General features: G+C 59.7%; 24 protein-coding genes and 1 pseudogene. 7 read left to right on the top strand and 18 right to left on the bottom strand.

All coding sequences use genetic code 11. The annotated features are described in order from the left end of the window. Positions 1–17: 17 nt before the first annotated feature. The 4 genes from ASD00_RS12740 to ASD00_RS12725 all read right to left on the bottom strand — a co-directional run bounded on the left by ASD00_RS12740 (position 18) and on the right by ASD00_RS12725 (position 3,942). Positions 18–1,043 carry a BMP family ABC transporter substrate-binding protein gene (locus tag ASD00_RS12740; RefSeq protein ID WP_057206920.1) on the bottom strand — a complete coding sequence of 342 codons (1,026 nt, stop codon included), beginning with the start codon at positions 1,041–1,043 and terminating at the stop codon, positions 18–20. Between the two features lie 109 nt (positions 1,044–1,152). Then, the gene (locus ASD00_RS12735) at positions 1,153–1,473 is read right to left on the bottom strand and encodes an NIPSNAP family protein (RefSeq protein ID WP_057206918.1); all 321 of its coding nucleotides are present in this window, start codon (positions 1,471–1,473) and stop codon (positions 1,153–1,155) included. 12 nt (positions 1,474–1,485) lie between these two features. Continuing rightward, entirely contained in the window at positions 1,486–3,111 is a 1,626-nt protein-coding gene (locus ASD00_RS12730) for a choline dehydrogenase (RefSeq protein WP_057206916.1), read from the bottom strand. Positions 3,112–3,114: 3 nt separating this feature from the next. Next, a complete protein-coding gene (locus ASD00_RS12725; RefSeq protein WP_057206915.1) occupies positions 3,115–3,942 on the bottom strand; it encodes a hypothetical protein in 828 nt (275 codons plus the stop codon). 261 nt (positions 3,943–4,203) lie between these two features. Between ASD00_RS12725 and ASD00_RS12720 the strand changes: the two genes are divergently transcribed. The 3 genes from ASD00_RS12720 to ASD00_RS12710 all read left to right on the top strand — a co-directional run bounded on the left by ASD00_RS12720 (position 4,204) and on the right by ASD00_RS12710 (position 6,937). Further along, positions 4,204–4,848: a TetR family transcriptional regulator C-terminal domain-containing protein gene (locus ASD00_RS12720; protein ID WP_025430497.1), complete on the top strand. Its 645-nt coding sequence runs from the start codon at positions 4,204–4,206 to the stop codon at positions 4,846–4,848. A gap of 250 nt (positions 4,849–5,098) precedes the next feature. After that, complete coding sequence (locus tag ASD00_RS12715) at positions 5,099–6,658, top strand: hypothetical protein (protein ID WP_200951450.1); 1,560 nt, start codon at positions 5,099–5,101, stop codon at positions 6,656–6,658. A gap of 87 nt (positions 6,659–6,745) precedes the next feature. Next, the gene (locus tag ASD00_RS12710; protein WP_057206910.1) at positions 6,746–6,937 is read left to right on the top strand and encodes a DUF6494 family protein; all 192 of its coding nucleotides are present in this window, start codon (positions 6,746–6,748) and stop codon (positions 6,935–6,937) included. 323 nt (positions 6,938–7,260) lie between these two features. Here the strand turns inward: ASD00_RS12710 and ASD00_RS12705 are convergent, their stop codons facing one another. After that, on the bottom strand, positions 7,261–7,686 hold the full coding sequence (locus tag ASD00_RS12705; RefSeq protein ID WP_057206909.1) for a VOC family protein: 426 nt from the start codon (positions 7,684–7,686) through the stop codon (positions 7,261–7,263). 313 nt (positions 7,687–7,999) lie between these two features. On the opposite strand from ASD00_RS12705, the gene ASD00_RS12700 reads away from it, so the two are divergent. The 3 genes from ASD00_RS12700 (at position 8,000) to ASD00_RS12690 (ending at position 10,461) form a co-directional block, all read left to right on the top strand. Continuing rightward, entirely contained in the window at positions 8,000–8,401 is a 402-nt protein-coding gene (locus tag ASD00_RS12700) for a cupin domain-containing protein (protein WP_057206907.1), read from the top strand. A gap of 46 nt (positions 8,402–8,447) precedes the next feature. Beyond that, positions 8,448–9,767: an epoxide hydrolase family protein gene (locus ASD00_RS12695; protein ID WP_057206904.1), complete on the top strand. Its 1,320-nt coding sequence runs from the start codon at positions 8,448–8,450 to the stop codon at positions 9,765–9,767. 268 nt (positions 9,768–10,035) lie between these two features. Further along, positions 10,036–10,461, top strand: a complete 426-nt coding sequence (locus ASD00_RS12690; RefSeq protein WP_057206903.1) for a pyridoxamine 5'-phosphate oxidase family protein — start codon at positions 10,036–10,038, stop codon at positions 10,459–10,461. A 25-nt stretch (positions 10,462–10,486) separates the two neighbouring features. Here ASD00_RS12690 and ASD00_RS38680 read toward each other — a convergent pair. From ASD00_RS38680 to ASD00_RS12675, 4 genes and pseudogenes are all read right to left on the bottom strand, one after another. Continuing rightward, positions 10,487–10,731, bottom strand: a pseudogene (locus tag ASD00_RS38680) (transposase domain-containing protein); the annotation flags it as partial. 82 nt (positions 10,732–10,813) lie between these two features. Further along, complete coding sequence (locus ASD00_RS12685; protein WP_057206901.1) at positions 10,814–11,278, bottom strand: hypothetical protein; 465 nt, start codon at positions 11,276–11,278, stop codon at positions 10,814–10,816. Positions 11,279–11,426: 148 nt separating this feature from the next. Then, positions 11,427–13,010: a DHA2 family efflux MFS transporter permease subunit gene (locus ASD00_RS12680; protein ID WP_057206899.1), complete on the bottom strand. Its 1,584-nt coding sequence runs from the start codon at positions 13,008–13,010 to the stop codon at positions 11,427–11,429. A gap of 25 nt (positions 13,011–13,035) precedes the next feature. Continuing rightward, on the bottom strand, positions 13,036–14,238 hold the full coding sequence (locus tag ASD00_RS12675) for an HlyD family secretion protein (RefSeq protein ID WP_057206897.1): 1,203 nt from the start codon (positions 14,236–14,238) through the stop codon (positions 13,036–13,038). A 113-nt stretch (positions 14,239–14,351) separates the two neighbouring features. Between ASD00_RS12675 and ASD00_RS12670 the strand changes: the two genes are divergently transcribed. Continuing rightward, the gene (locus tag ASD00_RS12670) at positions 14,352–15,008 is read left to right on the top strand and encodes a TetR/AcrR family transcriptional regulator (RefSeq protein ID WP_057206895.1); all 657 of its coding nucleotides are present in this window, start codon (positions 14,352–14,354) and stop codon (positions 15,006–15,008) included. A gap of 288 nt (positions 15,009–15,296) precedes the next feature. Here the strand turns inward: ASD00_RS12670 and ASD00_RS12665 are convergent, their stop codons facing one another. The 9 genes from ASD00_RS12665 to ASD00_RS12625 all read right to left on the bottom strand — a co-directional run bounded on the left by ASD00_RS12665 (position 15,297) and on the right by ASD00_RS12625 (position 26,648). Next, a complete protein-coding gene (locus tag ASD00_RS12665; RefSeq protein WP_057206894.1) occupies positions 15,297–15,971 on the bottom strand; it encodes a hypothetical protein in 675 nt (224 codons plus the stop codon). Positions 15,972–15,987: 16 nt separating this feature from the next. Further along, complete coding sequence (locus ASD00_RS12660; protein ID WP_057206892.1) at positions 15,988–17,172, bottom strand: hypothetical protein; 1,185 nt, start codon at positions 17,170–17,172, stop codon at positions 15,988–15,990. Positions 17,173–17,207: 35 nt separating this feature from the next. Then, a complete protein-coding gene (locus ASD00_RS12655; RefSeq protein ID WP_057206890.1) occupies positions 17,208–17,975 on the bottom strand; it encodes a TfuA-like protein in 768 nt (255 codons plus the stop codon). A gap of 8 nt (positions 17,976–17,983) precedes the next feature. Then, positions 17,984–19,162 (bottom strand): YcaO-like family protein, encoded by a 1,179-nt coding sequence (locus tag ASD00_RS12650; protein ID WP_082523533.1) that lies wholly within the window; start codon positions 19,160–19,162, stop codon positions 17,984–17,986. Between the two features lie 40 nt (positions 19,163–19,202). After that, a complete protein-coding gene (locus ASD00_RS12645; protein ID WP_057206888.1) occupies positions 19,203–22,274 on the bottom strand; it encodes an AAA family ATPase in 3,072 nt (1,023 codons plus the stop codon). Positions 22,275–22,420: 146 nt separating this feature from the next. Next, complete coding sequence (locus tag ASD00_RS12640; RefSeq protein ID WP_244494274.1) at positions 22,421–23,086, bottom strand: UxaA family hydrolase; 666 nt, start codon at positions 23,084–23,086, stop codon at positions 22,421–22,423. A 76-nt stretch (positions 23,087–23,162) separates the two neighbouring features. Next, positions 23,163–23,489, bottom strand: coding sequence for a GYD domain-containing protein (locus tag ASD00_RS12635; RefSeq protein WP_057206885.1), 327 nt, complete (start codon positions 23,487–23,489; stop codon positions 23,163–23,165). Between the two features lie 288 nt (positions 23,490–23,777). Further along, a complete protein-coding gene (locus tag ASD00_RS12630; RefSeq protein ID WP_057206883.1) occupies positions 23,778–25,319 on the bottom strand; it encodes a SpoVR family protein in 1,542 nt (513 codons plus the stop codon). Positions 25,320–25,331: 12 nt separating this feature from the next. Continuing rightward, complete coding sequence (locus tag ASD00_RS12625) at positions 25,332–26,648, bottom strand: YeaH/YhbH family protein (RefSeq protein ID WP_057206881.1); 1,317 nt, start codon at positions 26,646–26,648, stop codon at positions 25,332–25,334. Positions 26,649–26,670: the final 22 nt, after the last annotated feature.

Raw genomic sequence — 26,670 nt, 5'->3', positions numbered from 1 at the left:
CGGCCGGCGCCGGAGGCTCAGAGTGTGGTGTTGAATGGAACCTTGATGGAGCCATCAAGAATACCGGCACGCGCCTTTTCGACCTCGACAAGCGCTTCCTTCGCCCTGGCATTCAGCTCAGCCGGCCCCTGTTCCGCGAAGACCGGCGAGGGAATGAAGTCGATGACGCCGGTGCCAAGGCCCGTATGCTCGTGCGTGCCGCCCTTCCATTCTGGACCGACGGCCTTCGTTGCCTCGTTGTAGAGCGAGACGCCGAAATCGAGGCCGACGATGGAGATAAGCGACTTCGGACCGAGTGCGTACTGTCCCGGAGCAAGGCAGCTCACCATGCGGCCTTCCTTTTCGTTGGCTGCGGCGATAATGCCGCCGTCGGTGGCCGCCGCGTCCGTCTGAATGTAGTCGATGCCGTCATTGTACATCTGGGTAGCGATTTCCTGGCCCTTTGCAGGATCCTGGAACGAGCCGGCAAAAGCGGCGATGACGCTGGCGTCCGGCTTGATCGAGTGGACGCCGGCTTTGAACGCGTTGAAATCGGCGTTGAGCGGCGGGATCGAAACACCTCCGATGAAGCCTGTCTTGCCCGTCGTTGTCATCTTGGCCGCAAAGACGCCAGAGAGATAGCAGCCGAGATAGTAGTCGTAGGACACCGTGACTACGTTCGGGATCGCCGGCTCGAGGGGGTCGGCGAACAGCTGGATCCATTTGGTACCGGGATAGGACGGCGCCAGCGCCTTGAAGGGCTCGGCCACTTCGTTGAAGGTGGAGATGATGATCGCAGCACCTGCGTCGCCGAGCGTGCGGTAGATGGTCTCGTAGGTCGCGGGGTCCTGCGCGTAGACGGCGCGGTATTCAAAACCCTTCTCTTCCGACAGCTGCTTGAGCTTGGCGATCATCTGATCGACCGGGCCGTTGTCGCCGGCGGCCTGCGTGTGGACCAGTGCGACCAGCCCGCCGGACGCCATGGCAAATTCGGGCACGATGCTGGCGGCAAGACCGAGCGCTGCGGCGCCCGCGCTCGCCTGCAGGAATGTGCGACGGTGCATTATGTGTTGTGAAGCCTTGTCAGTCATGATTGTTCCCTCTTTTGTTGATTGTCTTGTGTCATGCGCATTCCGACACGCGCGGGCAAATGCCGACGCGTGCCTGGTCGTCTCAAAGCTGCGGCGAATAGGATGCAGGGTTCATGATCATCACCTCCTGCTTCTGGATCGCATCGAGCGCCCAGACCTCGGAGATGAATTTTTGCCAATCCGGATCGGCGTACATGGCCGACCGGCGCGCCTCGCGATCCGCAAGGCTGTCGTAGGCCCACATCAGAACGGTGGTGTGAAGCGTACCGAGTTCCGAAACGTAGAGGCCGACGAACGTGTTGAGATGGCGTTTCTGCACCGGGAGGCCGTCGGCCTCGTATTTCTTCATCCACTTGTCGACCGTGCCTGGTTTGAACGTATAGGTGCGGTGTTCGAGGATCATCAGATCACTCCCTTAGCTGTTCAGGATCAATTCGGCGCATTTCTCGCCGATCATGATGGCGGGCGCGTTGGTGTTGCCGCTCGAGATGATCGGCATGATCGAGGCGTCGGCGACACGCAGACCCCCGATGCCGTGCACCTTGAGCTGCGCATCCACCACCGCCATCGGATCGTTGCCCATCTTGGCGGTGCCAACAGGATGGAACGTCGTCATGGCCGTTGCGCGCAGCCAGCGGGTCAGCCCGGCATCGTCGAGCGCTTCCGGCCCGGGCGCCAGTTCCTTGCCGCGAAAGCGGTCGAATGCCTTCTGGCCGACGATGTCGCGCGTCAGCCGGATGCCGTCAATCATCGTGCGGATGTCAAAATCGGACTGGAGGTAGTTCGCCTGGATCTTCGGCTTGTCGGTCGGGTTCGCCGACCGCAGCGTAATTTCGCCGCGGCTCGCCGGATTGACGGGTCCGACGCGGATTGTGAAGCCGTGATCGGCCTCCACCGCCCGCTTCTTGGCGAAGGGATTGGGGAAATGCAGGTTGGCGGTCTTTTCCAGCGCTGGCATGAAATGCAGCTGGATATCGGGCGAGACGAGGCCCTCGTTCGAGCGAATGAAGGCACCCGCCTCGTAGGGAAACGTCGTCGTGACGCCCTCGCCAAACAGCATTCCTTGTGCGACGGCGGGAATGAGCTTGTCGGCGCGCAGGTCGCCGAACAGCGTCACCGGCTCGCGGCATTCCCAGCTCATGACGCAGTCGACGTGGTCCTGGAGGTTCTTGCCGACACCGGGAAGATCGAGCGTCGGCTTGATGCCGAGCGCACTCAGTTCGTCTGCCGGCCCGATGCCGGAAAGCAGCAGCGCCTTGGGCGAATTGACCACGCCTGCCGACAGGATGACTTCGCGCCCGGCACGCGCGATGCCCGGCCTGCCATCCTTCAAATATCCGACGCCGCATGCTCGGCCACCCTCGATGAGGACACGCGTCGTTTCGGCGCCCGTCAGCACGGTAAGGTTCTTTCGTCCGAGCGCCGGGCGCAGAAATGCCCAGGATGTGGACCAGCGCTTGCCCTTGCGAATGGTGAAATCGTAGCGGCCGAACCCTTCCTGGGTGGCGCCGTTGAAGTCGTCATTCTCTGGATAGCCGGCCTGCAGGCCCGCCTCGCAGAACACGTCCATCAGCGGATTGTGGCCACGGGCACGGCAGACGGTGAGTTCGCCGTCCGTGCTGTGAAACGCGTCATCGCGCTCGATGTGCGTCTCAGAGCGCCGGAAAGCCGGCAGCACGTCTTCATAGGACCAGCCGGGTGAACCGAGCTGCGCCCAGCGATCATAGTCGTGGCGATTGCCGCGCACGTAGATCATGCCGTTGATGGTCGAGGTCCCGCCGAGAACCTTGCCGCGCGGCCAATAGAGGGAGCGGCCGTTGAGATAGGGCTCCGGTTCCGTGTGATAGTGCCAGTTGTAGATGCCCGAATGGAAGAGCTTGCCCATCAGCATCGGTAACCGAAAAAGCGGATTGCGGTCCTTGCCACCAGCCTCGATCAAAAGCACGCGGTTGGCCGGGTTCTTCGACAGGCGGTTCGCAAGAACGCAACCGGCCGAACCCGCGCCAACGATGATAAAGTCATATTCCGGGGTAGACGCCATGGTTCACCATGCGATGGGACGGCCGCCCATCGCCTCCAGATAGAGATTGCAGAGAAGGAAGGGATTCTCCCGGCCAAGCACCTTGTCGGCGAAAGCGGGATGCTCTCGCTCGATGCAGGCGACATTGCCGGTGCGGCCCTCGCGAATGCCGGTTTGGGCGAAGATATCGGCCGCAGCCGCACCGAAACCGAGAAAGACGATCGGTTCGCCCCGCGCCAGAAGCATTTCGACCACACGCAGCATCAAGGGCCGCCAGAACGGAAGATGTCCGCGCGACTGATGCGGATCGATATCGACGCGAAAGCGGGAAAGCGTCAGGGATGCGTTGAGCAGCAGCACGCCCTCGCCCACCCAGCGGTCGGCGATTGCGTCTGGCGCCTCGAACGCGCCGGCAGGGTCGCACAACAGGCGCCGCACATCGGGCCAGCGACCGAAGTCTTCGCTAAGGCTCTCGTCACCGAGCCGCGCGGCCGCGATGAGCTGCATATAGGCGCGGATGCTCTTCGAGAACATCTTGTCCAGCTCGACCCACGCGGCAAGATTGCCGGCCTCGAAGGCTCGGCCCGTTGCGAAACCTGGCTCCGGATAGGGATCCTGACCGAGGATCATGCAGCGCACGCCGTCGGGAGCGATCCCATCGAAGGCCGCAAGAGCATGCGCACCCTTCGGCTGCCCGGGAAAGGTCTTGCCGCGACGCGCGGGATAAATCGGCTCCCAGGATTCGAACTCGAGACCGGCATCGACCCGATCGAAATCATCGCCGATGGGTCCGAGCGCATCCTGCCAGACATCAGGCAGATCGGCCTCCCAGCCGGCCAGCGTTTCCGCCATCGCCTCTCTCAGTCGTCCCGACATCACGCCGCCCCTCCAACCTGCTGAACGAGAGACTAGACAAAAGCTGACCAAAGTGTCAACTTTCATGAACGCAAAAAATGACTAGGTCGTCAGGTTTTTTTGACCAGATCGTCAACTTTTTTTTGCAAAGGGCGATGCGCTTGCATTTTGCCGGAAAACTCGGAAATTGCGGAAACGGTCTCGCCGCCACGCATGATTGTCTGGTAGGGAGCGGCGGCGAGATGGAGGCGAGATCGCATGGCAAGGGCAGCACGAGATCCGGAGGAGCGTATCCGCGCACGCAATATGCGCCTCATCATCAAGGCCGGGATCGAGATATTCGCGCGTAAGGGCTTCGACGGCACACGCATCGCCGAGATCGCCGAGGCCTCGGGCCTGCCCAAGGCCAACGTCTATTACTACTTCTCCTCCAAGGAGGAGATCTACAAGGCCATCGTTACACACCTAATCGCCAGCTGGGACGACGCGCTGAAATACATCTCGCCCGAGCGCGAGCCAGCTGACGCCTTCCGCCTCTACATCAAGGCCAAGCTCGATTACACGCGTAAGAACACTGCGGAATCCCGGCTCTTTGCCAGCGAGATCATCCAGGGCGCTCGGTTTCTGAAGAAGAAGGATCGCGACCACATGCGCCAGGTCACGGATGCGCACGTGGCAGTCGTCGAGGGATGGATTGCGGCAGGAAAGATGCTTCCGGTCGATCCGCGCCACCTGTTCATCATGCTTTGGGCATCAACCCAATTCTACGCGGATTTCGAGCCCATCGCAGCCGACGGACTGAAGAAGGCGCGTTTGAAGGCAGAGGATTATGACACGGCGGCGACGACGATTACCGAGACGATCCTCAAGGGCATTCTTCCGGACCCGGCGCAACGTTCATGAATAGATCTAACATGAGCGGGCCTCAAACTTGATTGCTCTCGAAAGAATTCAAACCGTCGGCACCCGCCATGTCACGCTACGGACATTAGTAGTTTGCGAGCTTCTTGCCGGTTGATCATGCGGCGTAGATATCAAATTATCCGGCAAGGCTTTGAAAGCGACGAGGGCCGATTGCTTGATTGTTTTTTCTCCAACGCTTCCCGGAAACGGCAAAATAACGGGTGTGTTCGTTAGCCCGGATAGCCATATCTTGGCCGTCGCGAGCTTGTTTCCGCTGCTTACAATTCCGTCAGGGCGTGCCGCCTATACCGGGCAAAGGTTGCGCCATCGGCTGGCCCTCTACCATCGCGGCGAGCGGCGGCCCTTTGCGGCCTTCGATATGCTGCGGCTCCCCATCAACGACATCAGCTTTCATCCGCACGAACCGGTCATCGCGATTGCGGCAGGCAGCTACGATGGCGGCTGGCTTTTTGAAGGCGAGCTGGTCGCTTGGAACTGGTCATCTGATCGGTCTTGGCCGCTGGCCGGGGGTCTCCCCGAGATTGAGCGCTGCAGCTTCAATGTCGCTGGCGATCGGCTCGATCTGCTGGTCAGGCCTTGGGACGAGGAGTGGGGCAGCGAAGAAAGTGAGGAAGATCCGTTTGACCGGCTCTACCCGGTGAACGTTGCTTACGAGGGGGCAGTCGGCAGTATCGCTGTCGAGATCGATCCGGCGACATGGATCGCGCGTCAGATGATCGATAGGCAGATGTCCGATCAAGATCGGCAATCGGCGATGGAACGGCAGCTGGCCATTTGGTTCGGCACCGATCGACTGGTGCAGCGAGGCGCAATCTGGGACGTCGCTTGGCTGGACAGCGGCCGGCTCGCCGCCGTCCATGACCTCTGCCTGCTCGAAATTCATGACCTGGAGAAAGGCAGCGTCGTCTGCTTCTCCGGTGAGGGGTATGGCGCGCGCATCCTGCGATCGTCGCCGCCGATTGTCCAGATCGGACCGCCTGCCTCAGCGCTTGGCGAAGCACCGCGCTCGCGACTGCAGGTGCTCCGTGACGGGCACCTCGCGGAATTTGGTGCGTTCGAGGGCGTCTATACCTTTGTCTCCTCCCGCGACGGCCGGGTTCTGGGACGGCGCGACAGACATCCGGCGGGCTTTGGCCAAGCCGATGTTCTGATCGATATCGGCACCGGACAGGCCCGGTTTGCCGACCTCGGCCATTATGACTGTTTCAATCATCATATCGGCATCGATGGCGCGCCAGATCTCTACCTGCTCCAAGGCACGCCACCGACCTCACACAAGAAGAAGCGTCTCTGCCGCGTGCGACCGGACGGCACCGTCGAGGACTTGTGGCCGCTCCTGCCTGCCGACGGCAGCCACGCCAGCCATGCCATGGAATGCATCGGCTGCTACGTCGAGGACGACGCCGGTCGTAGCATCGTCGTGGCCGGCCGGCACTATCACCCGGATCCGCGTCAGGGCCATCATGGCTTCATCTACCGAAAGGCGATCGAGCGACCGGGCCGTGAGATTTGGCGTCACACCACCACGGCGGCCGCCAGCGCCGTGGTTCATGTTGCGCCAATCGGACTGGTTGTTGCGGCGCTGCTCGACGGCACGATCCTCGTGCTCGACGCGGCAGCCGGCACTGTCGTGGCGAAGGCGCGTGCCGCCGTCGACGGAGTTGCCACGGTCATCTATGCGATGGATGCTTCAGACGCCTCGCTGGCTGTCGGAACGTTCGACGGATGCATCGCCGTCATGGCGCTCGACGAGCTGCCGGCCGATGGCGGCATCCTGGAACTGGCCTGAGTCGTCCACCCTGCGCACCTCACGATCCTGCTTCCTTGACAACTCGCCTTCCCTTACAATCCCTTCCGGACACAGAGGAGTTCCGCCATGAGCGAAGACGCCTTCAACATATCGATCCGCAAGTTCTTGAAGGAAGTCGGCATCACCTCGCAGCGCAAGATCGAGGACACGGTGCGCGAAGGGCAGACCGGCGAAAAGACGCTGAAGGTCCGCATGACGCTGACGGCGGAAGGCACCGACCTCAACCACGTGGTAGATGGCGAGATCGAGCTTCCGTAAAACGCATCAAGCTTTCTACCGTGCGACGTCGCACCCCACTAATGCAATTTCGGATCATGGTCTCCACTCATTGCCAATCCGCATGGCAGTGGCCTTGCATGTGCCGGGCGGGCGCGAGTGTTCGCGACCTTTTCTGGTCAGGCCGGCCGTCTTGTTGATATGTCCGACCTTACAACAAAAAGATGCCTCCCAATTGAGCGGCGCCTGAACGGATGCCGGGCGTCGGATACGCCGGGCGTGACACTGTTTGGGTTCAAGAGTGGGCCGCGGCCACTGGATCATCGCTCTGAAAATCCGGTGGCCCGGTCAACGGTGATGCCCGGTCAAGCCTCGTAAGGTCCATTTCTGTACACGAGGAACTTGTTGCCTTCAGGGTCGCGAAAATATGCGCAGTACGGGCCGTCGGCGTGTTCCCCTCTCGGACCGGGAGCGCCCTCGTCAGAGCCGCCAGCCGCCAACGCAACCGCATGGACCTCGTGAACCTGAGCACGGGACCGAGCTTCGAAGGCGACCATCCCGCCATTGCCGACGTTTGCGGGCGCGCCGTTGAAGGGGCTGATCACGCCGAATTCGAGCGCCTGGTGCCCGTAATAGACAGCCCTTCCGGGCTGCACCAGAACGCGGCCGATACCGAATACGCCGAGCAGCTTGTCATAGAAAGCCGCTGCAGCATCCAGGTCATTGGTGCCTACGGTCGAGTGACCCGGCAGCCCGCGGGGCTTGTCGGGCTGAGCTGTGATATCGTTCATTACGATCTTCCTCTTATGTTGCGCGCGGCCAGGGTGGTGACACCATCCTCAGCTCGCAGAGGAGATCTGCGCGTTTCTTGTGTATCGCATTTTTCACAAATGCAGCCGGTGTGTTTCGAACTGTGTCAAACTGCCGGGCGGATACATCCTCATACAACTGCCCTTTGGAGCGATACGGACCCGGGACGTGAGCGGCGATACATGCCGTTACAAACGGCCCGTCGGGCGGACACATCGTCAATACACGAACGCACTCAAATGGTGCCGCTGGCCTCAATGACGAAGGCTCGAACAATGCGGAAAGGAAGACCAGATGAAAATGTCTCATGTCATGGCGGGTGCGCTGCTGATCGTCGGAAGTGGATTGGCGCTGCCCACGGCCAACGCACAGCAACCGGGAATTCAGCGCACCGACCTTTTGCAGCACGATCTCAGCATACCCGCGCACGAAACCGTTCAGGCACGCGTCGACTTCGGGCCCGGCGCAATCTCCATCAAGCATTCTCATCCGGGCGAAGAGGTGGCCTATGTCCTCGAAGGCTCGCTGGAATACCAGCTCGAGGATAGAGCGCCGGTTACCCTTCATGCCGGAGAGGCCCTGTTCATTCCGGCCGGGGTGGCTCATCTCGCGAAGAATGTTGGCAGCGGCAAGGCATCGGAACTCGCGACCTACATCGTCGAGAAAGGAACCCCGCTTGTCGTCCCGGTCAAGTGAGCGTTTCGACATGGATCCTCGAAAGCAGAGAGAAGGAAGTGTGAAAATGACCGCTGAGAAAACCGCCAACGCTTTTGCGCTGTCGCGCCGGGCTCTGCTCTTAAATGGAGCGGTGGCGGCAGCCCTTGCGGTGTCTCGCCCTGCCAGCGCTGTCGCCCAAGCGAACACCACGACGCCTTTGGAGGCCGGCGAAGTTCGCCCCTTCCGCGTTGATGTCCCGGCGGCAGAGCTCGTCGATCTCAGACAGCGCCTTGCCGCGACACGCTGGCCAGACCCTGAAACGGTCGATGACCGCTCCCAGGGCGTACAACTGGCGAAGCTTCAGGCGCTGGTGCGCTACTGGGAGACTGACTACGATTGGCGCAAGGCAGAGGCGAAGCTTAATGCCTTGCCGCAGTTTCTGACTGATATCGACGGCCTCGACATTCACTTCATCCATGTGCGCTCGCGTCATGCGAACGCATTGCCGCTCATCATGACCCACGGCTGGCCCGGTTCCGTTTTCGAACTGTTGCAAGTCATTGGCCCGCTGACCGATCCCACGGCGCATGGAGGGACGGCGGAAGATGCTTTCCATGTCGTGCTTCCGTCCATTCCAGGGTTCGGCTTTTCGGAAAAGCCCAAAGGTACCGGCTGGAACCCGGATCGCGTCGCTCGCGCCTGGGACGCCCTGATGAAGCGCCTCGGATATGGAAACTACGTGTCACAGGGCGGCGATTGGGGCGCCATCATTTCCGATGCGATGGGCCGTCAGGCTCCTGCGGGTCTGCTCGGCATTCATGTGAACAGGATTGAGCGCTCGACCACCATCCCGCCGGAAGTTGCTCGGGCGTTGAGAAGTAGTGATCCTGCACCGGCGAATTTGACCGCCGAGGAACGGGCAGTTTTTGACCAGGCCAGGGAGTTCCTCAGCAAGGGCTTCGGCTATGCGGCAATCATGGGAACGCGTCCACAAACCGTCGGGTATGGCCTTGCCGACTCGCCGGTTGGACTGGCAGCATGGTTCTATGACAAGCTCGCCGACTGGGTGTTCACACGCGGCGAGCCGGAACGCGCGTTGGGCCGCGACGAGATCCTTGACAACATCACGCTTTATTGGCTGACGAACACCGCGACCTCGAGCGGCCGGATCTATTGGGAAAGCAGCGCCGGCAACAGCAAGTTGGCTCCTATTGCGATCCCGGCGGCCGTGACGATATTCCCGGGAGAGGTTTACAGGCCGCCGAAGCACTGGGCGGCACGAGCGTACCACAACCTGATCTACTACAACCGAGTGGACAAGGGTGGACACTTCGCAGCGTGGGAAGAACCGGAGCTTTTCAGCGCCGAGTTGCGCGCCGCTTTCCGGCCATTGCGCCGGCTCTAGCGCGTCGATTTGGAAGAAGCGCACGAGCCGGTGAATACGGCGACCTCCGCTGTCACCTTCACGCAGGCGGCCTTCGAGCGCAAATCCGAGAAGACCTATCCGATCTCGCGCTAAAGGATTTGGAAACGGCCATCGAGATTGTCCAGGTTGAGGAGGGAGCCGATGTCGCACCTTGCCCCCTCCGGCGCTATGTCAGGCTTCAGGCGTGAGGATGCCGCGAATTCGCATCCTCTCGATACCCTCTACGTTATCTCGGGGGACTTCAGCCATGGACAACGCTCAAGGCAAGAAAGTCATCTTGGAATTCTTGCGCCAGCACACCCTGGCGGTGATCGCAACATCTCATGCAGACGGCAAGCCTGAAGCTGCGGCCATTGACTTTTCGGTGCGTGACAACCTCGAAATCGTGTTCGATACCTCCGAGCAGACCCGCAAGTTCGAGAACCTGTCAGATAGAACAAGCGTCGCACTTGTCGTCGGCTGGGACAAGAATATCACGGTTCAATATGAGGGCGACGCCATGAAGGTTTCCGCCTCCGAAATGCAGGAATACCAGAAAGCGCATCTTGAAAGCGTTCCAGTTGAGAGAGAGTTTGTCGAGAATGGTGCCGTCTTGTTTAAGGTCGTCCCTCGGTGGATGCGATATTCCGATTTCACCAAGGACCCTGTCGAACGTCTAGAGGTCCGCTTTTAGTGCCACGCGAGCGTGCGCTGACCAGCTATCTGCGGAAGAAATACAGTACGCGGTGCCAGACGCAGCATACGCGGTATCCCGATCGCACCTTGATCGGATAATTCCACCACAGGAGTTCGCCGATGTTGCTGCTTGTGGCCCGTTGACGATGGCGGTGAGTGTGCTGGTCAAGTAGGTCAAGGGATCGATGGCGTTGAGCTTGCAGGTCTCAATGAGCGTGGCGATAGTGGCTGAGCTTTCGGCCCCGGCGTCGTGCCCCGCGAAGAGTGCGGTCTAGCGCCATCGTCCGTTCATTCTGCCCATGTCGGCGATCACCGGTTTTGGCTGTCACACAGCCAGGCGGATTTCCGGATTACTGCACCCGGTTCGGGCACAACGCCTTGTACTGGTCCAAGGCTACATCGTAGCCGGAGGCGCTCGAGCCGTCCAACGGCTCCCCGCCGCCTTCCTCGACCAGTAGGTATTCGGTGCTCATCCCGGTCGGATCATAGTCCGGGTTCGACCCTTTGAACTGGTAGCCTTGTCCATTGAGCGTGATGAACGTGCCGGTTTTGCAGTTGGCCGAGATTTCCGTCAGCAGCTCCACCTTCAGTTCGTCCGCGATGCACTTCGGCGTTACCTTCTGCACGTACTCCCGGCAAAAGGCGGTGGCATTCTCCCGCGTGTGTTTCGTGAATATTTTGGCGTGAGTCGTCCCGATGTTCGACTTCTTCACCACCGTCACCTCCATGCCGGCACGCGAGCCGTAATAGAGCGTCTCCGCCTTTGCCGCTGCGCTCATGGCGAGCAACAGCCCGATCGTCATGGCAATACGCATCATTTCCCCTGTGTAATTCCGCGTTGGAGCAACATGCCACGATCAACCCTCCGTTGCGTACCTTCCCCCTTGTGCAGCGCGAAGCCCCTTGGGGCTCGGCGCTGGCAACATGACCGCTATCTTCAGAAAGATGGTTTTTGCGAGGGGCTCAATGAGCACCGGCGCCGCCTCCAGCGCCCGGCTTTTGGGTCAGCAACAAAGCAACCGCAGCGATTGCGAGCACGACCCCGATGACAGCGAAGGTGTCGCTGAAACCCAGAATGAGCGCCTGGCGTCGAACGACTTGGCCCAGAGCCGCGATCGCCTTGTGACTGGCAAGAACCGGGTCGGAAACGCCGTGCGCCATAAAGTAACTGGCAGTCTGGGAGAGACGGTCGCGGACCTCCTCCCGGGCAAGGGTCACCGACTGGCCGATGATGTTCGAATGGAACTGCTCGCGCTTCGTAAGGATCGTGCCGAGCGATGCCGTGCCGATGGCGCCGCCGAGGTTGCGCAGCATGTTGGACAGCCCAGAGGCCGCAGCGGCGTCGGACGGAGCAATGCCAGCCGTGGTGATGGCGGTGATCGGCGTCAGCACCAGCGCCTGTCCGATCGCACGCACGATGTTGGGGATCCAGAACTGATCGCCGGCACTGTCCGCCGAAAGGGTAATGTTCATGAAGCAGCTGATTGCAAAGATCGAGATGCCGAGGAAACCGATGTAACGGACGTCGAACCGTTTCATCAGGACAGGGACGAGCGGAATGAGCAGCAACTGCGGCAAACCCGTCCAAGCCAGGACGTTGCCGATCTGCTCGGCGTTGTATCGCTGCACCTGGCCCAAATATTGCGGCAGAATATAAACGCTTCCGAAAAGCGCGACACCGACGAGCATATTGACGGCAACGCCGATCCCGAAATTGCGCTGTGTCAGCAGACGCAGGTTCACCAGCGGCTTCTTCACGGTGAGTTCAATCCAGATGAAAGCGGCCAGGAAAACGAAGGCGATGATGCTGAGCTTGACGATGAATGGAGAGGAGAACCAATCCTCCTTGTTGCCTTCCTCAAGCACGGTCTGAAAAGCGGCGAGCCCGACGGTCATCGCAATGATTCCTGCCCAGTCACCTTCCTTCAGCAGGTGGAGCTGCATCGGCTGCTTGTCGAGCGTCAGGGCAAGGGCAACGACCATGAGGGCGCTCGGTACGGCGTTGATGAAAAAGATAGACTGCCAACCGTAGTTTTCGGTCAGATAGCCGCCGATCGTCGGGCCGATTGCCGGGGCAAACGTGACCGATAGCGCAAAGAACGCCAGGCCGAGCGGCTGCTGCGTCTTCGGAAGCTTGGTCAGTACCATGGTAAACGCCATGGGAATCAGAACCCCACCGGCAAAGCCCTGCAGCCCTCGCAGGAGGATCATCGTTCCAAGGTCGTGAGCAAAGGCACAGGCAATCGAAAACAACGGGAAGAGAACGGAGTTTACCAGAATGTATCGGCGGAACGAGAAGACGCTGCTAAAATAGGCCGTCAAGGGAATGACGACGATTTCGCCGATCAGGTAGGAGGTGGAGATCCAGGCGCCATTGTCGATGCCGGTACCAATGCCGCCCTCGATATCGAGCAATGAGGCATTGGTAATCTGGATGTTGAGAATGGCCATGAACGCGCCAATCATGCCGGCGAGTACGGCGATCCAATCTCTGGTGCTGGCCCGCGGCGGCGAGGCGACTGTGGTGGTTGAAATTTCGGAGGACATGGCTGCAATCTCCTCACCTTTGCCATCAGACCCGGTTGCCCTGAGCGGCAGCTTTGGTGTCGATACTCGGCTGCACCGACATGCCGGGGCGAAGATCGCCGGTAGCGGCGCTTTTACCGTCAAGAATGATTTTGACCGGGATCCGTTGGACGACCTTTGTGAAGTTGCCCGTGGCGTTATCAGGCGGAAGCAGGGCGAACTCCTGGCCACTTGCCGGCGCGATGCTGTCGACACGGCCATGATAGGTGCGGCCGGGGAACATATCGACTTCGAGATCGACAGTTTGACCGGCATGCACGTCGGTCAACTGTGTTTCCTTGTAATTGGCGATCACATAGACCGCCGTGATTGGCACGATCGACATCAGCTGCGTGCCGGCCTGAACATATTGGCCGACCCTTAGCGTGCGGTTGCCCACCGAGCCGTCAACAGGCGCGAGGATGGTCGCATAGGAAAGATCGAGTTCGGCCTGGCGTTGAAGGGCCAGGCCACGGGCAAGAGCGGCCTTTGCCTGGGCAACCTCGGCGTTCAAAAGATCAACCTGTTTGATCGCGGCGTCGAGAACGGCGCTGTCGCGCGCGACGGCGGCCCTGGCTACCCCGATCTGCGAGGCTGCCTGCTCAGCGGTCCGCACCGGGCCATATCCTGTGGTCGCAAGATTCGAATAGCGCTTGTCATTCTGTTGCGCGAAGGTCTCGTTGGCCTTGTCGACGTCGACGGTCGCGCGTGCTGCGGCGATCGTCGATTGCTGGATGTCGAGGGCGGCTTCCTTGGCAGAAAGCGTAGCCTCGGCGGCAGCGACATCAGCCTTCGCCTGGTCGAGCGCGGATCTGAAATCGCGATCGTCGATTCTTGCAAGCGGTTGACCAGCGATGACCGTTTGGTTGTCGCTGACAAGCACTTCGATAATATGGCCGGACACCTTCGGAGCGATCGTGCTGGAGTCGGCCTTCACATAGGCGTCATCCGTTGACACGTGGAAGCGGCCAACCGTCCAATAGTCATGGCCGAAATAGGCTGCGGCGGCAATCAACGCGAGCGCAGTTGCCCCGATGAGCACAGAGCGGCCCGAGCGTTTGCCGGCCGTCCTTGCTTCAGCGCCCAACCCGGCCAGCTCTGCGACGCGTTGCGGCTTGCCGGCATCGAGCGTTGCAGGCACCGTTTCCGCAACCGCATGAGCGGCGGCGGGGACGTTGTTATTCAGGGCATGCAGCTTATTGCTAGGCATTGTTATTCTCCGGAACAGGTCGCGAAGGCTACGGCCTCTGGTTAATTGGAAATTTGATATTTTCCAAAATACGCGCTATAAAATCGAAGTCAACGGAAATTTGGAAACTCACGATGGTCCAAAATCACAAAATCGAGAAGAGATCGCGAGGCCGGCCCCAGGTGCGGTGCGACGAGGACACCAGGAATGTCATCATCGAGGCCGCAAACAAGCAGTTCCACGAGAACGGATACGCAGCAGCCAGCATTGCGGCGATCGCGCAAGAGGCGGGCGTCTCGACCAAAACGCTCTACAGGCTTTTCCCGACGAAGGCCGACGTCTTTTCGGACCTGATTTCCGATCGTATCGCCCGCTTCCTGCTGGCGCTGGATGTGAGCACGCTTGCAACGACGGACCTGCGACAGGGTCTCGAGCGAATGCTGACGGCCTATGGCATGCTGACGCTCTCCGACGATACCATCACCATCACGCGCCTTGTCATCGGCGAGTCCGACCGCTTCCCGGAGATCGCAACCTCATTTTATGAGCAGGCGATCGTCAAGACCAACAACTTGATGGAGGATTGGTTGCGCAAGCAGGCCGATCGCGGCGCCCTTACGCTTGCAGATCCGCACGCAGCTTGCGGGATGCTTCGCGGGATGATGGTCATGGAACCCCAGCGGGCCGCCATGCTGCGTCAGAAACCGGCGCCCCGCATCGAAGAGATTGCCGCGCGCGCGCGGATGTGCGCGGATTTGTTTCTAAGGGGCACTGCGACCGCTCGATCTTGACGGCATCTTACCGGCGTTGCACTCCCACGATCCGGTCGAGCCGAAATCGTTGTCCCAGGACTCCAGCATGGCGGGCCAGGTGCAAGAGCCGGCATCGAACTGATCCATCGTGAGAGCAGCCAATGCCAGCCGCACCCATGCCAACCAACGGCTTGCAATTGGGCGCAACGAATTTTGCGCGAGGCATTCCATCACGCTGAATTTATCCCGCCCAATCGGCCTTGCAGCGGCGTCGAGCCGCACACATACAAAGTGGTGTCTCCATCCTTGTAGGGGCTCCGCCGCCAATTAATAGTCCCGTTGCCGTTGTGGAGCCAACGCCATCGTCTGCGCATAGGCGAGCGGCGAGCGGTTGCCCGGCAGGTTTTCGTCCAGCACCAGCGTTTTGAGATCGTCGGCGCGGATGTCGAGAGATATGGCACGTTCGAGCTTGTCGATCGACCAAACGGCGTAACCGAATTTCGGGTCAAATCCACAATCGCAGCCGCAATCGCCTTTGGCGATTTTCGTCGGTCTTTCAGATAGGCACATGATCTGCGGTTTTGGCAGCTTGTAGCAATGCCCCTCATACGCATAACCATAAATCACGCCAATGCTATTTATATAATCTACATCACCACTCAAACTAACAGGAAGGAAACTATAAGATTTTCCGTCAAATACGGCTATTGTTACTCCATCACCGACCACCCCGGAGCTTTTCATTATATACTCAATAATCTGCTCAATTAGTCTTGCTATATCATCACTTATTGACGTTTCGCCAATACTTCTTATCTTGCCATCTATTTCAGATAGCATTCCTCTTATATTTTCATCTTTACTTTGTTTATCATAAAATTTCGCCGGTCGTCCATATAATCTAATATCTCCTGGGCGGTAGGCCTTATATTCAATTATATCTTTTAGATCTTCCAGGTCTTTTGCATCTCCAACAACAGGATTAACATAGCAATCACTCATCTTTCCCTCCTATGGCTCACCTTGAACCGATGATTTCACGCCACGCAAAATTCTCTTCCAGCAGTTCGGCAACCGCCCCGTCCGCTGCGGCAATGACGGCGTTTGCCGCTTGGTCAAGGCGCAGCGTGTTTGGATCAAGCGTTCTCAATGCGGTAGCAAGCGCCGCGCCCACAGCGTCGCGTGCAGCGGTCAGTGCCAGCTTGAAATACAGCGGCTTGATGCTGAATGCGTCCGCCGTCGCCTGACGAAACGTATCGAATTCGTCCCGCGCCAGTTCCCGGATATCAACAACCAGAAGCCGGCTGTCGGCGCAGCCATTTGCAACCAGGTCCCGATGGTAAATCGCAACGATACTATCGAAGATGGCGCCGACGAACGGCAGCGCGCGGTCGTGCACTTCGTGGGTCACTGCGGACATTTGCCGGAAATTGGTCGCCAGGCGGATCTGCCTCTCGGGGCTGGTTTCCGCAAAGCGGTTCAGTTCGTTGTAGAGCAGCAGATTGCCTCTCGTTCGCCGCAGAAGCCGGTCAATCGCAGAATCGAAATGCAGGAACGAGATCAGCGAAACACAGTCGGAAAAAGCTTCGGAGAACGAAAAGAAGTCGCCGTCGGGCGATATCGCGGTTGGCACGTCTGTCTCCGACAGCATTATGAGGTGCCCGACTTCGTGCGCGATCGTGTCAAAATTCAACGCATAGGGTCGCAGTACGCCGTCGACGTCGGACCAGCCGAGTTCCAGAAAGCCATAGCCCGCCTGCGCATTGTCCCAATCGACAAATGGAACGATTTCAAGCCTGGGAAAGGTTTGATCGAAGAACCAATGGATCGGCCGCCCGAGATAACTCTGCCAGATGTCGAGAACGAAACGCACGCAGGCGTAGGCGTGGACGGCGAGAAATGGCCGGGAGGTCGGATCGATGTTGTCGAAGTGGCGATCCGGGCCTGGCCTCACCGGCGCACGCCTTGCCCCATCGAATGGCGGCAAACCCGCTAGACCGTAGGGCCGCTTGTCATAGAGTGGATCAGCGACATACATGGAAAGGTCGCTGGGGCCCTCGCCGATTTCGTCACGCGGTATCGACAGCCACACACGATCGGGCTGTTCGTATCCGGGAATGAAGGGCGGCTGGGGATAAATCCAGAAACGCGTGCCGAGACGCGCAGTTCCAGAGTCGAGGGCATCGTCCCGAAGCAGACGCATCGCACAATTGCCCCTCTCGATTGAAAATCCGGCAATTAAGGATTCAATTTATAAGTGTTTACTAATTTTGAGTCAATGCCGCCCGCCTCAAGGTCCCGAACAAAGGTGTTCGTCGCAACCCACGAGATGCTTGCACGCGTTGCCTTTCGTTTCCCCGCGATGGCTCGCGCGCTTCCCAGCGCAAGCAGCGCGTCCAGTCTTTTTTGTCTCACCATCTCATTCCGCAGCTCTTTGAACCTCTCCGGCCGACACCCCGCGGCGCGAAGGATCGCTTCCAACTGCCGCTCTCGAAAGTTCATGTTTCGCGTGATTGTTGTCAGCAAATCGCGCTCTGCAGCCGTTATGAAATTTCTGCGCATCAAGCTGGCGAACGTCCGCTGCAGATCTACCAATGAGTCCGTCAAAGGAAGGAAGCCAAGCTCCGGCGGCCCCGAATGAACGGCGACGGCATCATCGGGAGCGAGCCGCCAGCGCCGATACCACCTGTAGATCAGGCCCACGCCGATCATTCCGAATTCGTCGAGTTCCGCCGCTCTCAGTGCGCCCATGCTCGCAGCGCCGATCACGACGATCCCCTGTGCCATCGCCCAGAGGATTTCCTTGTGTCGGACAGCCGGCCTGTCTTCGAATTGGCCGTCGATCAGGACCATTGCACGCGGGCGGAATGCGTGGGCGGCGAGCAGAATGTCGCCTTGCGCGACGGGCTGCAGGTAGATGGCGTCAAGAACTGGCTCCGCCTCGGCCAACCGAAGAGTCGGACCAAGAAACACCAGGATCGGACTTTCCTCGCTCGCATCGACCATGTGAACACTCACCGCAAAATCGAAAAAGGAAGGGCTCCGGCAAGGATGGCCCTTATGCACTGAACTCCCGTTTCAGCGTCTGCTCCGACGGGCACTGCCAATATGGGCCCCAGCCCGGCGGATGTGACCGCGTCGACAAGCGATCTGAGATCGGAGATTGCGGACGCTTCGATTGCCGGGGGTGGCGTCCCGAATGCGCCACCGAGAATGAGCTGGCGGGCCTTCTCAACGACAGCATCGGTGCTTCGTCTATAATGCGCCCGGGTTTGATCATCGCGTGCACCCGATATTGCCCCTGGGCGTGCTGACAAGGCTTCGAGCATTGCGCTTGACGCCGCCGCCTCGACGCTCGGCCCCGCCGCGTAGCCCTCAGTCGGAAGAGCAAGGATGGGCTCGCCTGGGCCCGTCTCGATCGTCTGGCACCAGACGACTGGAACTTTTGCCGGCGAAGGAGCAAGCCAAAGGCCAATGGATATGCCGTGCTTGCCGGCGACGGACAGTATGTGATCAACGCTGTCACCCAGCCCGAATGGCGAAATTCGCATTCGATCAAAGAAGCCGTGGGTGGCGAAAGCGCGCGCGATGGCGTCGCGTTCGATGCATTCGAACAGTCCATGCAGAAACGCGCCGACGACGGTCATGTGACAGGCAAGACCCGTGGTCGTACGCATGAACAAGCCATCATGGGCGGGCGGCGGATCCGTGTAGCAGGTGTGAACAAGTTCCAGGGGAACCGGCTGCGTCCGGCCTGTCGCCACATCGATGCCGGTAATCCACGGTATCGTCGTTTCCCGCCAGGTCCCCCGGCGGCCAGGCACCAGAAGATTTTCAAACAGGCCCCCAGCGATCTTGAGCTCATCGGCCGTGGCGAGAAACACCCGCTCCGGCGGGATGGCTTCAGCGTAGAAGCGCTCCAGCGATTCCATGATCGCCCCCACTGCCGCGCTTGCCGTGGCAAGACCTCGCCCGAGCGAAGTGACTTCAGACAGGGCGGCGGGTCGAACGGTCTGCACCACCGGCAGCCCGATCCGGTCAAGCCCGGTCAGATCACCGAGGCGGGTTATGCGCGCGCGCCGACAGAGCGGCAGAATTGCACGCAGGCATCGATCGTCCACTTCGGGACCTGCGAGCTGCGACAGGGGTTTGCCGAGGTCGGCAATGATATGGCCGCGAAAGATTGCGAGCATCCCGCTAGGGTTTGACGAATCCGTGTTCCGGCCTGTCGGTTCAAAGCTCAACGACAACGCCAAGCTCCTGAATTGAATGCCTCGCCCGCCTCAGAAGCGCCGTTGCTCCCTGGCTCTCGGCAATTTCCACCGCCGAGCGCAGGTCGGCGACAATTGGTTCCGTGGTGGTGTTGCCCCGCGCATGAAGGACAGCGCGTCGTCGGTAAAGCTCGGCAAGCCAATAGGCATGACCGGTTTCCCTGGCCTTTTCGATCGCGTCATTCGTGACCTCGATCGCCGACACATATTTGTCCGCAAGCCCGAGCAGAGTGGCGTGCATGTAGAGATAAATCGGCAGATCTGCGACGGCGCCAAGGTTTTGCAAGAGCGACAGCCCCTCGCGAAACATCGTGTGCCCGCTCGTGAGGCTCTCGCCATGAGCGCGAGCCCACCCACCGAAGAGCAGCGACAGACCAGACAGCGACTGCATCTCATGGGTCTTCGCGAAGTTCGCCATTCTTTCGGAAATTTCGATGAGACGCCCATAGTCGTCCCGGTAAAAGGCGGACACCGCTTCCGTATCAAGTGAATGCGCCTTGCTCGGCACGTGGGATATCCGATCAACGAAAGCGACCATCTTCGTCAGAGCCGCGTTTGATGCTTTCGATTGTCCCGTCAGCCACAGCGAAAGTGCGAGTTGCCCGAGACCGCAAACCTTGGCGTCATGGCCGCCAAACAACATTCGGCTGGTTTTCGCCGACTGCTCATCGTAAAGGGCAAGGCCCGCCTTGACCGCATCCTGGGTTTCCCGATGATGGCCGAGGTTAAAATCGATCGCCCAGATGCAGTGGTTGACCTGGAGCTGTATTTCCGGGTCTTCGGCTTCCGCCAGCATGGCCTGCACCTGCCGTGCGCGATCTCGCATGACGCGAAAATCCGATCCAGTGAGCCACCAGCCCCAATAGATCGGAAACCACTTGGATTGATCTTCCATGGGCTGTCGGCGGGCGATGACCACCCCATCTTCATAAAGCTTGCGAGCCGGCGGCGCGTTCAGTCCCAGAAGGCCGGTCAGAATCGGACCGAGCGACGTCAGCGCCGATAGCTGCAGGGGTTCGACCGGATGCCCTTGGCTCACTTGGTCGCAAAGTGCCAAACCGTGCTCCAGATAGTTGCGCGCCTCGACCATCGCCGACCGGCTCGAGCTTTCCTTGCCCGCCGAAATGTACAGATCGATTGCGCTTTCCATGAACCCGGCCCGTTCCGCATGATCGGCCAGTGTTCCGGTGTCGATCCAGGGCGCCATTTGGCGGTTTTGGCTAACAGCGCCGAACAGCCGGCGATGCAATGCCTGCCGCTGCCTTCGCAGCAGCGCGTTGTAGATCGTTTCCTGAATCAAAACGTGCCGGAAACCATAGGTCGTATGCCCTGGCGCCCTGATCCTCATCAGGAACCCCGTGTCGCACAGGGTATCAGCCGCCTTGGCCAAAGACTTCTTGCCAAAACCCGGCAGCAGCGCGCGAAGCAGGGATAGGGTAAACCAGGTGCCGGCAATAGCGCCCGCTCGCGCCACATCTCTGGCCGGGCCCAGGTGCTTGACGCGTGCATCGAGTATTCCCTCGAATGCGGATACATGGGTGGGTCCAACGTTTTCCGATAAGCTCATCGTATCCGTCGCAACGTTCTGCGAGACCCATTGGCAGATTTCCTCGATGAAGAGCGGTACGCCGCCGGATATCCTCTCGGTGATGTCATAGAGTTCAGGAAGCATAGCCTGCCTGTGCTCCGGCCACCTTGCTTCTATGGCCAGTCGTGTTTCGTCACGATCAAGGGGGAGCAGCGTCAGACGCGTGGGGTTGGCTGCATCCAGCCAATCCGCCGCAAAACCGAGACGCGAGGTCACGACCAGGAGAATCGGAAGTTGGCGCGCAACTCGCGCGGCCTCCGCCAGCAGATCCTGGGAGGTCGGATCGATCCAATGAATGTCTTCGATGGCCAGGACGACCGGCCCATTTGCGCACAACGCCTCGAGTGCGCGAAACACTGCGCGCAGAGCTTTTTCCCGGATGGCTTTGGGACCGTTGTCGGCAAGCCGCTGATTTCGTCCCAGCGCACCCAGCAAGTATGCGAACGTTTCGATCGTTTCTGCGTCGCGTATGCCGTTACGTTCAAAAAGCGCTGCCACAGCGGAAGCCGTCAGCCCCCCCTGACCGTCCTGTCCTGACATGACGCCCATAAAGCTGTTCAACAGGGGATGCAGCGTCGAGCGATGCCCTCCGGGCAGGCACTGGAAGAAGAACAGCCCTGATCGCCGGTCGCGAGTCTTCTTGCGGATTTCGCGCAGAAGGCGCGACTTTCCGATGCCCGCGTCTCCCTCGATCAGGAGTACTTCGCCCCCCTCGGCGGGAATCCTTTCCCAACAGGCGGCGATCATGCTCAGCTCGCTTTCGCGACCAATGAACGGGCCGCCAAGGCTTCCGAACGCGTAGAACCTATCGACCTCGATCTTGTGCCCAAGTGCACGCCAAACCTTCTCCGGCACGGTAAAGCCCTTGAGCGTCTTGACGCCTTCGAACACGAAGGCATGCGACCTGCCGGCCAGGTTGCGCGTGTCCTCAGAAACAAGAACGCTGTCTGGTGCGGCGATCTCTTCCAGACGGGTGGCTATGGCCAGTGCCGCACTCGTAACCGGTTGCCCCTTCCCCTCGTCCGTCTCCTGGATCAGGGCGATGGATGTGGCAATCCCGACGCGAACGTGCAAGTCTTCGCGCCCAGCTTCCCGGCCGACGCGCGCGCAACCTTCGACGATCCCGAGGCCTGCGCGAATGGCGAGCGATGCCGCATCCTTCTCACCGACCTCGATAGGGAAGAGCGCCACGCCTCCATCTCCGGCCTCAAGTTGCATGACGCCGGAATGGGAGATTATCGCCTGTTTCGCCGCATTCTGAAACGCTGCGATCAGTTCCTGGTAATCCTCTATATCCAGCAGGGAAAGAAGCCTGGTCGACCCGACAAGATCATAACAGAGGGCGGTGATGATCCGCCGCTCGCCACCATACAGGGAGGCGCGCGCCTTGTGACGCGAAGCTTTCGTCGGTTGTCGTAGTCCGTTGACCCGACTTTCGCGCAGCATTCGCCACTCCTGCCGCTTCGCGTGTATGGACGCAAAATTCCCCTAAATAATTATAGCATAGGCGGGCGGTGTTAATAGGCGCAGAGAATTAGGGCAGGCTAATTTAGGTCAGACAACCGCTTTTAATTGCCAGTCCATGGGTGGGACTAGACCGGTAGACAAGCCGGGCCGATCGGCCCGAAGGACTTGTAGGTCAGGATAAACTCCTGATGCCCGAGCCCCTCGGACTTCGTCGGTTTGCCACTTGCTACATCCTTAAGGAGTGCGAGAATTTCTTGCCCGACATCGTCAAGGTTCGCCCTCCCCTCCAGAATCCGGCCCGCATCGACGTCCATGTCATCTTCGAGCCGACGATAGGTGTCCGGATTGGCGCAGATTTTGATCACGGGCGAGATCGCAGATCCCGAGACAGAGCCGCGCCCGGTGATGAAGAAGACGGCATGACACCCTGAGGCAATCATTTCGACGATCTCAGCATTGTCCGAAATGTTGGGAAAGCCGAAGCGCACCTCTCCGTCGGGCACCACGTCCATTAGATACAAGCCCCCATGCGGAGGGATATCGCCTGGTTTGATCAGGCCAACGATCGGTGACGCGCCGGACTTTGCATAAGCGCCCATCGACTTTTCCTCGATCGTCGTCAGGCCTCCGTCGGCATTGCCCGGCGCAAAGCTGCCATAGCCCAGCGTTGCATAGTAGCGTGCGGCCTTCGCGACAGCTGCGCGGAGTTCGTCGGCAAGCATGGGGGTAACCGCCCGATCTGCCATAATTTCCTCACAGCCGATCAACTCACCAGTCTCTTCGAAATGCATGTCGCGCCTGCGGCGGCGAAAGCACAGCCAGCCGAACCACGTTCTTCAACATGGATCGGAAGCCGTGGACCGGCACCTACGCTGCCGGTGGACGATACCGAATCGACTTTGCCTTTTCCAAAGCGTCCAGCGTATCCTCGACGCTGAGGAGGACAGTGGTCTCCATAGAGCTGAGCGCGCCGCCTGCACCGATCGCAAGCGCGACAGCCGCCATCGATACGTTATCAGGGGCCTCCCACAGATTCCAACCATCTCGCTCGCCGAAGGCGTACCAGAACCCATGGAGCTTTCCGCCGACGGACTCAATGTAGGTGCGTGCCGCCTCGCGACGATCCTCAGGGTTTTCGATCATGCGCGCCCAAGTCTCGGGCGTGTAGCTGAAGCGCGTGAGATACATGGCCATGGATTGCCTCCTCCCCCAGAACAACACAGTTAACGCTCAAGCTGGGGAGAACGCGAGTCATTTCCAACGCGCGGATCGCCGTTCGGCGTCGGCGCTCACTTGTATCTCGAGGCGGATTTTTGTGACCCTCAAGCTCCGGCGCCACTTCTTGACGGCTGGGATGGCGGACAGCCTGTTCATCAGCATCGCCCTTCTTGGGTTTCTTGGGCGTAATCAGTCACTTCAGCTTCAACAACAAGCACCGGCCGGTCGAGTGAAAGGGCCCGCGCTGGCGCCGCTCGCTTGCTGTCACGCTCCTGTGGAAGAGCACTCAAACAGGACCTTACTGGTCGACGCATCGATCCCTGCCAGGCTCACTTCATATCCCCAAAGCCGGCTTATATGCGCGAGTGTCGCGTCCCGATTGCTTTCCTCCAGCAGAATGCCGTTCTTGATGAGGTGCTTCAGTCGAAGCTGCCGATCTCCCAGCAGATCGACATCGACCACCTGTATGTCCGGTCTATTGGCCACGGGGTCATAGTTCCGAGCGAGCCCGGCACGCACGGCAGCGTACCCCTGCTCGTTATGGATGGAAGTGACCTCACAAAATTTGTTGGTCGCGCGGTCAGAGAGACGAAACAGGCGGAATTTGCGGATCAGCGCCGGGCTCAGATATTGCAGAATGAAGGACTCGTCGCGGTGGTTCTCCCAGGCGCCGATCAGCGTGCCCAATGGGTCACCGTTGCCGGATATGGTGGGAAACCAGTCCCGATCCTCTTGCGTCGGCATGGTGCAGATGCGTTCGATATCCTGCATCATAGCAAAGCCCAGCGCGTAAGGGTTGATACCCGAGAAGCGGGAATCGTCGAAGCCAGGCTGAAACACCACATTGGCGTGGCTTGCCAGCAACTCCAACATTGCGCCTTCACTGACCCTGCCCTGGTCGAACAGTCTATTGATAATGGAATAGTGGACGAAGGTCGCGCATCCTTCGTTCATCACTTTGGTCTGACTTTGCGGATAGAAGTATTGCGCGATAACGCGAACAATCCGCAAGATTTCCCGCTGCCAGGGCTCAAGGATCAGGCTGTGCTTCTCGAGGAAGTAGAGCAGATTCTCCTCGGGAAGGTTAAGCGCCTTCTTCCGTTCCGAAGCCTCGCGCTCCGCCTCCTCGATGCCGGATGTTCCGCTTGCCGTCGGCAGCGTCCGCCATAAATCGCTATAGGTCTGCTCTTCATATTCCAGCCGCTCCCGGGCCCGCGCCGTCTCCTTTTCCGATGAGAGCCGGGGGGGGCGGCGATAGTGGAATACGCCGTGATCCATCAGGGCATGCGCCGAATCGAGTATCTCCTCCACCGCACTGAGACCGTGCCGCTCCTCGCATTTGGCGATGTACTTCTTGGCGAAGTCCATGTAGCCGAGGATCGCGCCGGCATCCGTCCACTGGCGGAACAGATAGTTGTTCTTGAAGAAGTGATTGTGGCCGAAGGCCGCATGCGCGGTGACCAGCGCCTGCATCGGCATCGTGTTTTCTTCCATGAGATAGGTGATGCAGGGATTGGAGTTGATCACGAGTTCATAGGCCAATCCGCGATAGCCTTTTTGATAGAGTTGACTTTCGAAAACGAAGCGCTTGCCAAACGACCAGTGCTGATACATCAGCGGCATGCCGACGGACGAATAGGCATCGAGCATCTGTTCAGAGGAGATGATCTCGATCTGGTTCGGATAGACGTCCAGTCCCATCTCACCGATCGCAATCGCCTCGATCGCATCATAGGCACGCGAAAGCGTCGCGAAGTTCCATTCCGAACCGTCGAACAGCAGGGTGGAGGCTGGCCGTCTTGCCATTCGATCGCCCCCTCACTTGCGCAGTTGAACAGGTTGATGCCGGGCAAAGAGTTTGCGGAAGACGGGGTAGATGTCGGCGGGCATTGCAACGCGCGTCATCTGGAAATTGGGTACCGCGCTGTCGACCGTGCGGTAGGCGCGCCAGAGTGAGGTGCCGTTGTCCGTCGACCCGAATATTCCGCTCTCGCGCTCGTCTATGATCTCGACATAGGCGTAATACTGGCACAGACGCATGAGCGATTCCCGCAGAAGTTCGGCGCACCGCTCCGAGTCGCCGTTGGCATTGTCGCCGTCGGAGGCTTGGGCCGCATAGATATTCCAGAGATTCGAGGGATAGCGCTCCTCGATGACCCGGAGCATTTCCTCAAGCGCCGTCGAAACGACCGTGCCGCCGCTCTGCTTGCTGAAAAAGAACGTCTCCTCGTCAACTTCCCGCGCCTCATCCGTGTGGCGGATGAACACGATGTCGATCCGCTCGTAACGACGCTTGAGAAACAGATGCAAGAGAACGAAGAAGCGCTTGGCAAGATCCTTCTCGCGCTCCCCCATCGAGGCGGAGACGTCCATCAGACAGAACATCACCGCACTCGCATTCGGCAAAGGCTGACGTTCGAAACGGTTGAACCGCACGTCGACGGGATCGACATAGGCGATACGCCGCCGCCGCCGTTCGAGCACTTCCAGTTCTTCGCGCAGATGCCAGAGCCTGTGGCGCTGCTGCGGGGGCGGTTGCTCCTCCCGTTCCAGTGCCGCGATCTCGTCGGCAAGCGCCTGCAATTCCCTCTCGCTCGGGCGACGCAGGGCCATGCGCCGCCCGAAGCTGTTGCGCATCGTTCGCCCGACATTGATATTGCTGGGCGTGCCCACCGTCGAGAAACCGACGCGATGGGACTTGTAGCTGACGGTTTCCCGCAGGTTCAGCTTCACCATGTCCGGAAGCTCCAGATCTTCGAAGAAAAGATCGAGCACTTCCTCGCGCGACAGCACGAAAAGAAAGTCGTCCGTGTTTTCGCCCCGTCCGGGGCCGCCGACCCCTCCACCGCCGCCTGATTCCGGCTTCCTAAGTCGGTCTCCGGGCGAGAAGGTCTCGTTTCCGGGCAGGACATAGTGCCGCTCGCCACTGTTGCGCGAATGCTGGAAGCTGGGCTCGTCCGCACCACGCTTCGGGATCGGAACGCCGTGGGCGGCGTCCACATCGATGATCCTGTCCGACTTTACCTGATCCCTTATCGTGCGCTTCAATTCCTCATGGACCCGCTTTAAAAAGCGCTGCCTGTTGCCGAGACTCCTGTCCTTGGGGTTCAGCCGGCGATCGATGAAATTCGGCATGTGCCCATCCCCCGCTTACGCA

This window comes from Ensifer sp. Root31 (genome assembly GCF_001424825.1).
Taxonomy (GTDB): Bacteria; Pseudomonadota; Alphaproteobacteria; order Rhizobiales; family Rhizobiaceae; genus Ensifer; species Ensifer canadensis.
Note: the sequence above shows the minus strand (reverse complement) of the source record. Positions and strands in the feature narration are given on the sequence as shown.